This is a genomic window from Butyricicoccus pullicaecorum DSM 23266 (genome assembly GCF_900167005.1).
GTDB lineage: Bacteria > Bacillota > Clostridia > Oscillospirales > Butyricicoccaceae > Butyricicoccus > Butyricicoccus pullicaecorum.
Map to the genome: position 1 here is coordinate 89,749 of NZ_FUXW01000004.1, position 12,104 is coordinate 101,852.

Genomic DNA, 12,104 nt, shown 5'->3' on the forward strand with positions numbered 1-12,104 from the left:
GTCAATACCTCCATTTATACCAAAAAGATTTGCAATCCGTTGAACAGATATCCAACCAAAATGATTCCGACCACACAAATGCCGATAAACAAGCCGAGCAGCTTGGGCTTGACCGCCTTGCGCAGCAGAATGAGCGAGGGCAGAGACAGCGTCGTGACTGCCATCATAAACGACAGCACCGTACCCAACTGTGCGCCCTTGGTCAGAAGCGCCTCGGCGACCGGAATGGTTCCAAAAATATCCGCGTACATAGGCACACCGACCAGCGTTGCCAGCACAACACCCAGCGGATTGCCGCTGCCCAGAACGGTCTCAATCCAGCTTTCCGGAATCCAGTTGTGAATCACCGCACCGATGCCTACGCCAATCAGAATGTACGGAAATACCTTGCGGAAGGTGCCCTGCATCTGCTCTTTCGCGTAAATCACACGCTCACGACGGGTCAAATCGGGCGATTCCAAGTCCACACTGCTTGCAGAAAGGATAAATTGCTCAACATATCGCTCCATGTGCAGCCGCTCAATGATCGCACCGCCTATTACCGCAATCACTAGACCCACAATCACATACAGGACTGCAACTTTCGCGCCGAAAATGCTCATCAGCAGTACCAGACTGCCCAAATCAACCATCGGTGACGAAATCAGAAAGGAAAATGTGACACCGACCGGCAGACCGGCACTGGTGAACCCGATGAACAGCGGAATGGATGAACACGAACAGAACGGCGTGACCGTGCCGAGCAGCGCGGACACGACATTCGCACCTAATCCATGAAATCGTCCCAAAATGCGTTTGCTGCGCTCGGGCGGGAAGTAACTCTGGATATACGAGATGACGAAAATCAACACGCAGAGTAAAACGGTGATCTTAATGACGTCATATAGGAAGAATTGTATACTGCCGCCCATACGACCAGCGATATCCAGCCCAACGGCGGATAATCCCTTGCCGATCAGTGCATTCAGCCACTTCATCCCTAAAATCTGGTCTTGGATGAATTGCCATACGACCATAGAAAAACCTCACTTTCCGGTATCTATCTCATATCAAAAATTTTTGATGTTTTGTGCCGTAAGAAACGCCATCCTGTCGATGGCGTTTACTTGCCGCATGTCGAACAGCTCGGTGCACTGTCTGCATTCGGTGTCGTGAGCGCAAGCAGCAGCTGTACTGCACGTTCCTGCCCCTGTGCACTCAGTCGGTAGTGCGTCCACTTCCCTTCCTGTCGGCTGTCCACCAGCCCGGAATCACACAAAATCTTCATGTGATAGGATAAACCCGACTGCGTCAGCGCGAGCGGCTCTTGTAACACGCAAGCACACTTCTCTCCGCTGCGCAGCTGTTCGAGAATGGAAAGGCGCTTGGGATCGCACAAAGCTTTAAACACCTTGGCCTGCTCCTGATATACTTCCACGCAATCACCTCACATTAAAAAGTTTTGATGTATTTAGTATATGCGTGCTCGGGCCATTTGTCAACCCTATCCTATAAAAAGAAGGGAGCGTTTGACCGCTCCCCTCTCACTTTATGACCAGTTTTCATCTAGCCAGGCTTGAATTGCACGCATCGATTGCTCTTTTTTCCAGGTCACACCCGGCAAGTCAACCAGCGTCGCGCGTTCCTGTGTCGCCTCAATCTGTAAGACATAGTTCATGTATTTTGTGCTGCCAGGGTCTGCCAGCACCGTGAACGTCAGGCTTGTACCATCAAAAGCGAGGACATCCCCGATCCGCACAGGTGTATTATCCGGTAATTGAAAAATACGGATCCAGAGTTTACCATCCGTGCTGCGATACACCGTGCGCCCACCGTGAAACGTCCAGTCCGGTACATCGGACACCGGTGCAGGTGAAATCACCGCGCTATCTGGTGCGTAATCAATCGCATATTGCACACCATCTACTGTCTGGAACTGACAGGGCGGCAATGCCGATGTGCTCACCGCGTCCGGTGTTTGAACAATTCCCTTTGCGCACTCAAAGTCCTTCTTAACACTGTCCCAACTTTCTTGGGTAAAGATGCCTTGCTCGATCAAACGGTCAGCCAGCGTTCTGGTCTCACCATTCATTTGCGCGTATAGCGTGTCCATGGATAAGGCCACTGCCTGCCCGCGTGTGATCTCGCTGCCATACTCGCGCCGGTAGGCCTCAGCGGATAAGTGCGTTTTGCCCGCTGCGACATCATTGTCGGTAAAACCTGCAGCACGTCCAGTAAACCATGCGTATTGCTCAAAATGCATGGGATCATTGGGACTGTAGGTAGTTTTGGATGTGCCGTTCGTCAGTTTGTTTTCATACAGCCAGCCAATGTAAGGCTGCGCCCAGTCCGGAACATCAGTAAACGGTGTCTGGTACGTGCTTACCTTGGCTTCCGCTTCCCCGCCAAGCAGACGGACGAGCATAACTGCACCCTCAGCACGGGTCATTGTGCGGTCAAGCTCGTAACCCTGTTCGGTACCTTGAAACAGTCCAAGCTCGGCCAGAAATATCGCGTCCTGCTGCTGAATTTCAGTTGCTGCTGTTGCTGTTCCTGTAAGGATCAGTGCACTCAGAATTGCAATGCCCAGCGTTCGTTTCATGCTAACGCCTCCTATCCTACCCAAATCACAAAAGCATGAACGATGTATTTACTTTTATCGTATACCCTCTGATTCAAAAGTCAAGAAAGGCTTAAGGCTATAATAAAAAGACACCATTTGGTGTCCCTTTATAACAGTCTTTGATCTTGAAGCACCGCACAATCGGTATACTATACTTCTTCCATCTTCACTATTACCTATTCCCTCCAAAAATCCCGTGAAGACAGAAGAGATAATGAAGAGTGAAAAGCGAATAAGTAATAAGTAAAAATCCCGAACGCTGTCGCATTCGGGATTTTTGGTGCAGATGGTGGGACTTGAACCCACACGCCCTTGCGAGCACTAGCACCTGAAGCTAGCGCGTCTGCCATTCCGCCACATCTGCATATTTATTTTTTCGAATGTGGTGCGAGTGACGGGACTTGAACCCGTACGCCTTATGAGCACACGCCCCTCAAACGTGCCTGTCTACCAGTTCCAGCACACTCGCGTCATCTTTTCGAGTCGCTTTCCTCGGCGACGTGTTATATTATACGGTATATCCCCAAAATTGTCAAGCATATTTCCACAAAAATTTTATTTATTTCAAATTTTCTATTTTTTACTGTTTCTGTACATTACAATCAACCATCTGCAAGCAATTCCACCCTTTCGCTTTCTTTTGTATGCTTTTGCACAGTCTTGAAAAAATATAAAATACTGTATGAAAAAAGCACCCAAAACAAGGCTTAATAGTGATAAGGTACTATTTAGCTTTGCGAGGGGCAGAGAACGGTGTGACCGCAATGGTCACGCCGTTTTTCTGCGTCCAGGGGTAGATTTCGCAACAACAGGCTCGGAAATCACAGGAATCTCTACATCATCCACGAAGTTGAAATAGATTTTTACCTTCTGTACCCGCTTGCCGCTGGATTTGTCCGGCGCAAACACCTCAATCTTCTTGATATACTCATTGACTATCGTAGGCGTCAATTCCGGAACATCCACATACTTCTGGGTCAGGGCAACAAAGGCATCTACATCTGCACTCATGGTTTCCTGCGTTTCCAGCCATTCTTCCGTCACTTCAATTTCGAGTTTTAACCGTTCCTGTTCTGCCTCGTAATCGGCGGTCATTTTCTTATACCGCTCCTTACTCAGATCGCCCAGGACAAAATCCTCATAAAGTCGGGACAGAAGAACATCCAAGTCAGCCAGCCGCTTCTTGGCCTGTTCCACTCGTTTCCGATCTTCACAGATGTTGCGTTCCTGATCGGAACGGCGGCATTGCAGCCACTCCTCCTGAAAGCCCTCCACGTCCTGCCGGATATAGGCATTGACCGCACGGATGCGTTCCAACACCAGTTCCCGCAGTACATCTTCCCGGATATAGTGGGCAGAACAGGTGCCTCGGCCGCTTTTGTAGCTGGAGCATAAATAATGGTCTTGCTTGCCGTCAAAGCTCTTGCAGGTAGCAAAGTGCAGCTTGTTCCCGCAATCGGGACAGAACAGAAGCCCGGAGAATAATCCCTGCCGTTCCGCTTTTGTGGGACGGCGTTTGTTTTTTCGCAGCTCCTGCACCCTGTCCCACTGAGCCTGAGAAACGATTGCTTCCTGCGTATCAGGGAAGATACACATATCTTCGATTGCATTGGGAATCCGCTTTTTCAGCTTGTAGGACTTGGAATAGGTCTTGAAATTGCAGGTACAGCCGGTGTACTCCATCCGTTCCAGAATACCCACAACCGATTGACCAATCCAATGGTAAGGGCGCTCAGGCATCTTCTTCCGCTTTTTCGGGTCAGGATGGTTTTCCGACTGTTTAGCATACAGCGCCTTGGTAGTCAGCACCTTATCCTTCTCCAGTATACGGGCAATCTGTTCCGGCCCCTTGCCGCCAATAGCCAGGTCAAAGATGCGCTTGACTACTGGGGCGGCATCCTCGTCAATGATCCAATGGTCTTTATCGGCAGGGTCAGTGCGATAACCATAGGGCGGTTTTCCCAGATGCTTTCCGCTGGTGCCTTTCTGACGGAATACAACCCGGACTTTTTTGCTGGTGTCCCGTGGATACCATTCGTTGAACAAATTACGAATAGCGGCAAAGCCGTCGCTGTCGCCTCGTTCACTGTCCACACCATCGTTGACGGCGATAAAACGCACATCGTAGCTGGGGAAAATGATGTCTGTGTACTGCCCAACGGTCAGGTAATCTCGGCCAAACCTGCTGAGATCTTTGACCAGCCAGCAACCGACAAGCCCCTGCTTAACCAGTGCAAAGCCTTCTTGTACGCCGGGGCGGTCAAAATTGGTTCCCGTATATCCGTCATCCACCAGAATTTTCAGGTTGGTGTAGCCATGCTCGGCTGCGTACCGGGTTAAAAACTCTTTTTGATTCTGTATCGAATTTGATTCTCCATCCAGTGCATCCTCATTGCTGAGGCGACAGTACAGGATGGTGATTTTCTGCTGATCCAACATAGCGTCCTCCTTTACGGTTGGGTCAGCTGACAGAATCGGTGTGCATGGTGATATTGTAGCATGAATTTGAGTCTGTGTCATGAACAAAGCGCCTCCTTATCCGAGAAAATGAGCCGTTTTACCTTGTGGGTAAGCGGCTCATTTCCGTCACATACAGTTTCCAGCAGATACCAGGTATTTCCGATTTTCCGTTCCACCGTACCGGTGAACGGATTCATCCGGTTTTCCCAGCGTTTCCGGCATTCTTCCAGAAAATCAATCGGCGGTTCAAAAATCGGGTCAAAGCAGGATTCAATATCGATTTCGGCACAAGCGTTAATCAGCTTTTTCGAAGGAGCATTATCGAGCACCAGCTTATTGAGTTTTGTTGTCAGATTGGTCATAAGCAAAAATTCCTTTCTGTTAAAGTTCCATATCTTGCGACTTGCGGCGGGAAGGCTGATCGTGCTGCCTTGTTTGCCAGGTACGGGTCAAAATAGCATCAAGAAAAGCCCGCACCTTTTCGGGTGCGAGCTTGACAGCTTCCAGATAAGGCCGTACCTGTTCTTTTAGCGATTCATATCGCTGTTTCCAGACAGCGGCACTCTTTTGCGCTTGTTGCAACTTATCTTCCAAGCGGCTGTTTTCTGCCTTGGCAAGAATCCCATTGACCGCATAATCCTTGAGTGTGCTGCACTCGGATGGGGTCAGAGTGATATTGCCGGTGATCGTCTTTTTCCCCATGGAGCGGATTTCCTGTACGGTCAGGGCGGTGGTTCGCTGTTCTTTGGTCTGCTTTTGCAGGGATTGCAGTTCCTTCTGCTTTTTCTCAACGGCAGCCTGTACAGTGTCCAGCGCCTGCTCTGTCTGAGCGATTTGAGCGGTCACATCTTCCAGCCGCTGCTGCTCCTGTGCCACCTTGAACTGGGTCACAGTCAGATGTTCTTCAGTGCTGCCACGCTCTCCACGCTCCACATCGGTATATCCGGCAGCTTTCATATAGTTGAAGAAATCGTCTTGCAGGACACTGTACGATGTTCGCAGGACTTTCTTGCCCTTGGCGGTCAGAAGCGGATTGCCCTGTTCATCCAGAGCAACTTTTGACTCCCACTTTTTGCTGCGGCTGACCTGCATGATCGTTTCCTTGACTGTACCCACAAGAGATTTATCCTTGCACCGCTTCGACCAGAGAATCTGTTTTTCCACCACCGGGACATAGACCACATGAAGGTGGTAGTGGTATACATCCTGCCCCAGAGCTTCCGACATGGCCCGGTTGCGCTCATCGGCGTGCATAACAGCAGAGAGGATATACTGCTCACCACCCACGATTTCCACGGCGGCTTTGTATGCGTCAGTGTAGAACTGCTTAGCATATTCGTAGCCGCCGTGGTTGTGGAAATAAGCGGAGTTCACATCAAAAATCAGTTCCCCATATTTCACCGCATCGGCTTTCAGACCACGAGTGGAGATGACACCATCGGCAATCATCTGATCGAACATAGCAGCATAGCTGTCGGTGGGAGCCTTGAAGTGGATATTCCGGTAGGTCTGGGAGGTATCAATATCCTGGTTGGAGTAGCTGTCCTTTTCCCGTTCGTTATGCTCCTGCACCTTCGCCACATCATCGAGGGTGGGCAAGTCCTGGTTACGGGCAAAGGTGCGGTCGATTCCATCGTTTCTTGCCATAAAAATCAGCTCCTTTCCATTGTGCGGCAGACGGCTGGGGGACGGGGATGCACTTCCTGCGGGAAGTGTAATAACCCACTATGACACTTTCATCCCGAAGGGCTGCAAAGTGCCGTGGGCTCTCCGAGGGGGAATGCGGCATCTGCGGATACCTTGCCGCCTTTAGAGGCTTGTGTGTGGCACCCAAATCCTCAAAAGGCGGTGTGACCGACAGTCTCTCCGCACTCTTGATTGCTTCAATTCTGCCGCTCACAGGCAGAGCAGATTTTGCAAATCCACTCTGCCATCCATCTCCAAATCTGTGGATTTTTCGATGGAGACGGGAGGTACGGCGGGTAAGAATGGCGGGCATCATTTCTCTCTCCGCTTCTGCCATACAAGGTCATAGCCGAGAGCATCAGCAAGCTGAACCGCCTCCACATACCGCAGAGACTCCCGCTGGAGCTTGTTGGACAGGTTGGAAACGCTGTCGCTCCAGCCGTAATCCTCGGAAAGCCGGTCAACGACCTCCTGCATCGTGCAGCCGGAACGCACGATGTACGACTTGATTTCATTTCTCAAATTGGATTTCATAGAAAACACCTCATTCTTTCGTAAAGCTGGTTTGCTGTGGAGCATATTCGCTGCACTGCTCAGCAAACACAGATAAGATTCAAAAAATCACTCAGGATTGTGTCCATGAAGAACTGTCCGCAACAGTACCCTATCGACTTTGCGATTAGGTGGGCTTGCAAGTAAAGCCGTAAAAACAACCACCTTTCCGCATACCACCATCACCGTTCTGTAAATCACTGAATGATGATTTGTGTTCTGTTTACGGTAGTGTTTTTCACTGTTTGCACAACCATTCATATGAAGTGCGGATTTTAGAGCGCCATCTGAGCCGAACAATAAAAAATGAACTTTGATTTTTTGCGTTCGTGTGTTCCTCTGTTCCAAAAGCTGCACCCAATCCGGAACGCATGAACGCACGAACAGGAGGTTTTGAAGTTTTATTACAATTCCATAGGCGAGAGCAGGACATAAATACCCATATATCCCCGGCACCGCTTTCCGCCGCCGATGTGCAGATTGCTGACCGGCTCCAAATGGTAGCGTTCAGCATTTTGGCTAAGCTGGTTTGCGAAGCTCTTTGGGGACAGTGGGTTTTCTGCGTTGTCCTCACACCACCGCTTATACGCTGCATACAGATTTTTGGTGCTGGCTTCATAATCGGCCTTGAATGCCACATAACCCTCAGAATCGAGAAAGTCCAGAATGTTATTAGCATCCCGAACAGCGGAAGTGATATTGTCCTTGGCTCTCTGGCTGATGGTAAAGTGATAGCGATTGGCGATCAGCCGCCGCAGCCCCTCCAGCATCCAGAGGAAGATTCCCTCTTTTTCGGCAATCAGTTTTTCAGCAAGAAACGGGTCATCGAACCGATCCGCAGGCTTGTCTTTGGTGGTCAGAATGATTTGGCGGCGAAAGAAACCGTCGCTGCGGTCGTGAAGTGCAGTCAATGCCCCGTTGCCGAAGCAGAGAAAACGCACATACAGCTGCCCCTGATAGCTCTGTTCTTTCTTCCGTTCCAAATCCATCCGCAGTTCCGCTGTTACGATGGATTTTACGTAGTTGGTTTTGGTCAAGGCGTTCATGTCCAGATCATCGTCCACCATGAGCAGCTTGCCCTCCAAGTCGGCTCTGGCGAAACGGTTGTTTTCTATCTTTTGGATGGAAGTGGTGTTCATGTTTAGCCCGAAAATGGCGTTCATCACCACACCGATCCGGCTTTTGCCCTCGCCGCCCTTGCCAATCAGCATGAGCATTTTCTGACCTTTGGTGGACGGAATCAGGCAGTAGCCCAGATACTCCTGCAAGGCGGGAATGTCCTCCGGTTCCAACAATTCCGAAAGGAAGCGCAGCCAGTGTTCCGGTGCAGGAGCATCTGCCCGATAAGGCACCGACAGGCGGTTGTTGCAGTACTCTTTTTCCTCTGTGAATGTACCGTCCAGAAAATAAGTGCCATTAGCCACATGGATGCGGTCACATTGCAGGGGCAACGGGTCTGTGTATGCCGCCAGCTTCAACGCTTTGATTATCTGCTCCACCGTCTGTGCAACCTTGGCATGAAGCCAGGGCGAGATTTCCTCATAAATTGTCCGCTTCAATTTGCTCTCATCCGGCAACGGTCCATCCACCGTATAAAAGCGGTCGTTGATGCAGCGCATGGGATGCCGGGACAGAAAATCCCGGCAGTATTCCGGCTCGACAATTTTCCCTTTATCATCGATCCAAACAGGGTTATTCATGGTATCGCTCCTCTCTCGGTCGGGTCTGTAATTTGCGGATGTATCCGTCTGCCGTTAGTTCGCTCACGACTTCGCTTCGTTCATAGGAATCGCCTTGCAGCAGGATATCCAACTGATACTCTGCCCAGGGCAGCCGGTGGCAGGCTTCCACAAACCGCTCGTCCAACACATCTTCCGGCGCTTGTGGTGCATACCGTTTTTCCCAATCCAGGAGCAACCGCCGATACTGGTTCAAAACAGAAAAGCACAGCTGCTCGTTCTCACGAAGCTGCTGTGCTTTGGTGTTGTGTTTCTTTTTCCGGCGAATGGCTTCCGGCAAGGGCTTGTCCGGCGCAAGGTGAAAGTCCGACGCCAGTTTTCGGGCCGCATCATACAGCCGAATGTCAAACAGTTTGGCGGTCAAATCGATCACATCCCCGTGTTCCCCGCAGGCGAAACAGTGGTAGTGGTCATCCGATACATACAAGCTCGGGCGACGGTCATTATGGAACGGACACAGTGCCATGCCATAGTGGTTGACGTCAATTCCATACGCCTGCGCTGCTTCCTGTGTGTTGATACTGGCTTTCACCACTTCAAACAGATTCATACCGATTCCCTCCATTTCCTTTTTGATGGGGCAGTTTTCTCACCCCTCTGTATAGGTTATGGGGAAAATCGAAAAAAACAGGCGAATGGCATGACAAGGCATTTTCAAAAAACATGACAAGAATTTAATTGTGTGCTATTATAAAAATAAAAAAACATGACAGGAGGGAGAAGATGGATCAGATCATCAACCATGCGGTTTTGTCGCTGGATTTCTGGCAGGACACCGTGAACTATGAGGGGTGTACCATGCCCACAGGAACCATTGGTTGCGAGGTGCTGAACATCCCGGACAGTACCATTGAAAAACTGGATACTCCCTGCAATGTGCTGAACCAGCTGCTTCAGGGGATGAACACCGGTTCCGTGGATATGGAGCTGCTGCCGCAGGTGCAGCAGGCCGCTGGCGAGATCATCTCCTTTTTGCAGGCGACACCACCGTTCTCCCGCCTGAATCGGAGCTATTTTGAGCAAAAACTTGCAGCCATCTTTTCCGAAGAATATATGGAGGACGCAAAAGCCTATTTGCAGCTTACGCAGCAGGAGCAGCTGATTTGTGCATTGACTGGTCAGCATAGCAAGGCAACCATGCTCGTCCGAATAGCGCAGGTGCTGGGGCATTTGAGCTATTCTCTGGGGCAATACAAGGAGGCTCTGACGAAATATGCAGAGCGCTTGAATGAGCCAGACTATGACCGTACTCCGGACGGTTATGCTGCAATGTTCGGACAGTTCTTCAAAGGTGAGCCAACTCTGTCGCTGGATAACCCAGCCTGGATGACCCTGACCAATGCTTCGGTGCAGTATGTAGCCGCCGTTCGGCCCGGAAAGACGGAGCCACAGCTGGTCAAACGGATGCACTATGTCTCCTTTGTGGGGATGTTCCGTTCTGACTTATTTGAGGGGCTTTGTGTGGGCCATGCACCTAAGAAATGCCCCATCTGCGGTAGATGGTTTCTTACCATTGATGCACGGCATACCAAATACTGCGGTGGTCTGGCCCCCGGCGACCAGCGGGGACGGACTTGCCGGCAAATCGGCAATCTGAGAGGCCGGGAACAACGTGAGCTTGCGGACGATCACCCTATCAAGGCCATTTATACCCGCCGGATGAACTCCATTTTGCAAAGCACCCGCCGGGGAAAGTTGGATGAAGAGACGGCAGCAGCTATGAAAAAGCTGGCAAAGGATAAGATGCTCCGTGCGCTTTCGGATCATCGCTATGCCAGCACTGTCTATGAGCAGGAAATGACTCAGCAGGCACTTTTGAAAGCAGTACAAAAGAAATAGCGGCGAAACATCAGAAAGGCGGTGAGGAAAAATGGATACAGTGTGGACATGGGAGCTGTCCGGCTACTGTGCCAAATACGGCTTTCTGACCGAACCCAAGGGCTTGACCATGCGGGAAGCGGAACGCATCTTTCAGCTTGACCCGGAACCGCCTGTTCGGGAAAACATGAATGATTATATTCTGGAGGCTGTACGGAGCCGTAAGTTGCGCTGGTTTTCCTTTTTCCTGCACTGTTATGAAAACCGGCTCAATGGTCGTATTCACCGTTTCCTGCTGCGGGAGGGGCTGGATCGCTATGACCCGGAACGATTTTTGGACTACAAAATGGGCTGTGTACTTGCCATGCTGGATTGTCTCAGGGGATACAATCCAGCACAAGGGGCGGATTTTCTGACCTATGCCCATCATTTTATCGGGAATGCCCTTTTGACCTGCCGGATGCAGGAGGAGGCCGGTTCCTTCGAAAATGTGGATGAGTACAAAGCTGTGCGTGGGATTGCTTGGCTCTATAATCAATCCGGTCAGTCTGAACAGGCGGCAATCCAGAAATATGCCCAGAAAAACGGTTGTACCGAGGAAACCGCAGCAAAGTTTTTGGCATTGGCCAAGCAAAATCGCAGCCGTGTTCCGTTTTATCAGACCATTCAGGATGAGGACAGCGAAGAAACCGGCGAGGATGTCAGCCGGGATGACCATTGGGACTATACGGAGATTCTATGGAACGGCATCCAGGCTGAAGCTGTCCGAGAAGCGTTTGAAAAGCTGAATTACCGGGAGCAGACACTTTTGGAAAAGAGAAACGCCATCTGTATGACCTGTGGTAGGGTCAGTCCCATCAGCACCCGACTGACCTTTGAAGAATTGGCGGTCCTCTTTGAGGGCAGCACAGCCAGTGGTGCAGAACGGGCCTACCGCAAAGCTGTGGAACACTTGGCCTGTCTGCTGACAGAAGCCGGAGTGCTTCACATAATTCGCCTAAAACGCAAATCCCAGACCAAACGCAAAAAGAAAATCGCCGCCGCTGTCTACCTGTATCAGGTGGACAACGACGGCGAATGGGGTGAGATTTCGTTTGATTTTGAGGCTGGAACAGCGGAGATCATCCGGTTGGCAGAGTGGGATTCGACGGTAAGTAAGAAATTTGCAAAACAGGTAATCTATCATCTGCAAACTTCTCCAAATCATAATCTGCCCAAGGATGGGGTAATGATATTTGAAATATGAT

General features: G+C 50.4%; 11 protein-coding genes and 2 tRNA genes. 2 read left to right on the top strand and 11 right to left on the bottom strand.

The window, feature by feature from the left end; genetic code table 11:
* Positions 1 to 14 precede the first annotated feature (14 nt).
* The 11 genes from B5D52_RS09495 to B5D52_RS09545 all read right to left on the bottom strand — a co-directional run bounded on the left by B5D52_RS09495 (position 15) and on the right by B5D52_RS09545 (position 9,589).
* On the bottom strand, positions 15 to 1,016 hold the full coding sequence (locus B5D52_RS09495; protein ID WP_016147140.1) for a permease: 1,002 nt from the start codon (positions 1,014 to 1,016) through the stop codon (positions 15 to 17).
* 86 nt (positions 1,017 to 1,102) lie between these two features.
* Positions 1,103 to 1,417: an ArsR/SmtB family transcription factor gene (locus B5D52_RS09500; RefSeq protein WP_016147141.1), complete on the bottom strand. Its 315-nt coding sequence runs from the start codon at positions 1,415 to 1,417 to the stop codon at positions 1,103 to 1,105.
* A 111-nt stretch (positions 1,418 to 1,528) separates the two neighbouring features.
* Positions 1,529 to 2,581, bottom strand: coding sequence for an S-layer homology domain-containing protein (locus B5D52_RS09505; protein WP_016147142.1), 1,053 nt, complete (start codon positions 2,579 to 2,581; stop codon positions 1,529 to 1,531).
* A 299-nt stretch (positions 2,582 to 2,880) separates the two neighbouring features.
* A tRNA-Leu gene (locus tag B5D52_RS09510) sits at positions 2,881 to 2,966 on the bottom strand.
* Positions 2,967 to 2,985: 19 nt separating this feature from the next.
* A tRNA-Leu gene (locus B5D52_RS09515) sits at positions 2,986 to 3,071 on the bottom strand.
* 299 nt (positions 3,072 to 3,370) lie between these two features.
* Positions 3,371 to 5,122 (bottom strand): recombinase family protein, encoded by a 1,752-nt coding sequence (locus B5D52_RS09520; protein WP_016147143.1) that lies wholly within the window; start codon positions 5,120 to 5,122, stop codon positions 3,371 to 3,373.
* Positions 5,119 to 5,424 (bottom strand): hypothetical protein, encoded by a 306-nt coding sequence (locus B5D52_RS09525; RefSeq protein ID WP_016147144.1) that lies wholly within the window; start codon positions 5,422 to 5,424, stop codon positions 5,119 to 5,121. Before B5D52_RS09525 ends, B5D52_RS09520 begins: the two co-directional genes overlap by 4 nt.
* Before the next feature lie 19 nt (positions 5,425 to 5,443).
* Positions 5,444 to 6,709: a plasmid recombination protein gene (locus tag B5D52_RS09530; RefSeq protein WP_016147145.1), complete on the bottom strand. Its 1,266-nt coding sequence runs from the start codon at positions 6,707 to 6,709 to the stop codon at positions 5,444 to 5,446.
* A 351-nt stretch (positions 6,710 to 7,060) separates the two neighbouring features.
* The gene (locus B5D52_RS09535) at positions 7,061 to 7,282 is read right to left on the bottom strand and encodes an LLM class flavin-dependent oxidoreductase (protein WP_016147146.1); all 222 of its coding nucleotides are present in this window, start codon (positions 7,280 to 7,282) and stop codon (positions 7,061 to 7,063) included.
* Between the two features lie 422 nt (positions 7,283 to 7,704).
* Positions 7,705 to 9,000, bottom strand: coding sequence for a DNA primase family protein (locus B5D52_RS09540; protein ID WP_016147147.1), 1,296 nt, complete (start codon positions 8,998 to 9,000; stop codon positions 7,705 to 7,707).
* Positions 8,993 to 9,589 (bottom strand): CHC2 zinc finger domain-containing protein, encoded by a 597-nt coding sequence (locus B5D52_RS09545; protein ID WP_016147148.1) that lies wholly within the window; start codon positions 9,587 to 9,589, stop codon positions 8,993 to 8,995. Before B5D52_RS09545 ends, B5D52_RS09540 begins: the two co-directional genes overlap by 8 nt.
* 173 nt (positions 9,590 to 9,762) lie before the next feature.
* On the opposite strand from B5D52_RS09545, the gene B5D52_RS09550 reads away from it, so the two are divergent.
* Both B5D52_RS09550 and B5D52_RS09555 read left to right on the top strand, forming a co-directional pair.
* Positions 9,763 to 10,878 (top strand): DUF6076 domain-containing protein, encoded by a 1,116-nt coding sequence (locus B5D52_RS09550; RefSeq protein ID WP_016147149.1) that lies wholly within the window; start codon positions 9,763 to 9,765, stop codon positions 10,876 to 10,878.
* A 31-nt stretch (positions 10,879 to 10,909) separates the two neighbouring features.
* A complete protein-coding gene (locus B5D52_RS09555; protein WP_016147150.1) occupies positions 10,910 to 12,103 on the top strand; it encodes a sigma-70 family RNA polymerase sigma factor in 1,194 nt (397 codons plus the stop codon).
* Position 12,104 lies beyond the last annotated feature (1 nt).

What these genes read in the sequence shown, in the direction of transcription:
- B5D52_RS09540 (WP_016147147.1), bottom strand. Translation starts at nt 9,000, where the DNA reads ATGAATAACCCTGTTTGGATCGATGATAAAGGGAAAATTGTCGAGCCG.
- B5D52_RS09535 (WP_016147146.1), bottom strand. Translation starts at nt 7,282, where the DNA reads ATGAAATCCAATTTGAGAAATGAAATCAAGTCGTACATCGTGCGTTCC.
- B5D52_RS09525 (WP_016147144.1), bottom strand. Translation starts at nt 5,424, where the DNA reads ATGACCAATCTGACAACAAAACTCAATAAGCTGGTGCTCGATAATGCT.
- B5D52_RS09555 (WP_016147150.1), top strand. Translation starts at nt 10,910, where the DNA reads ATGGATACAGTGTGGACATGGGAGCTGTCCGGCTACTGTGCCAAATAC.
- B5D52_RS09530 (WP_016147145.1), bottom strand. Translation starts at nt 6,709, where the DNA reads ATGGCAAGAAACGATGGAATCGACCGCACCTTTGCCCGTAACCAGGAC.
- B5D52_RS09550 (WP_016147149.1), top strand. Translation starts at nt 9,763, where the DNA reads ATGGATCAGATCATCAACCATGCGGTTTTGTCGCTGGATTTCTGGCAG.
- B5D52_RS09505 (WP_016147142.1), bottom strand. Translation starts at nt 2,581, where the DNA reads ATGAAACGAACGCTGGGCATTGCAATTCTGAGTGCACTGATCCTTACA.
- B5D52_RS09520 (WP_016147143.1), bottom strand. Translation starts at nt 5,122, where the DNA reads ATGACACAGACTCAAATTCATGCTACAATATCACCATGCACACCGATT.
- B5D52_RS09495 (WP_016147140.1), bottom strand. Translation starts at nt 1,016, where the DNA reads ATGGTCGTATGGCAATTCATCCAAGACCAGATTTTAGGGATGAAGTGG.
- B5D52_RS09545 (WP_016147148.1), bottom strand. Translation starts at nt 9,589, where the DNA reads ATGAATCTGTTTGAAGTGGTGAAAGCCAGTATCAACACACAGGAAGCA.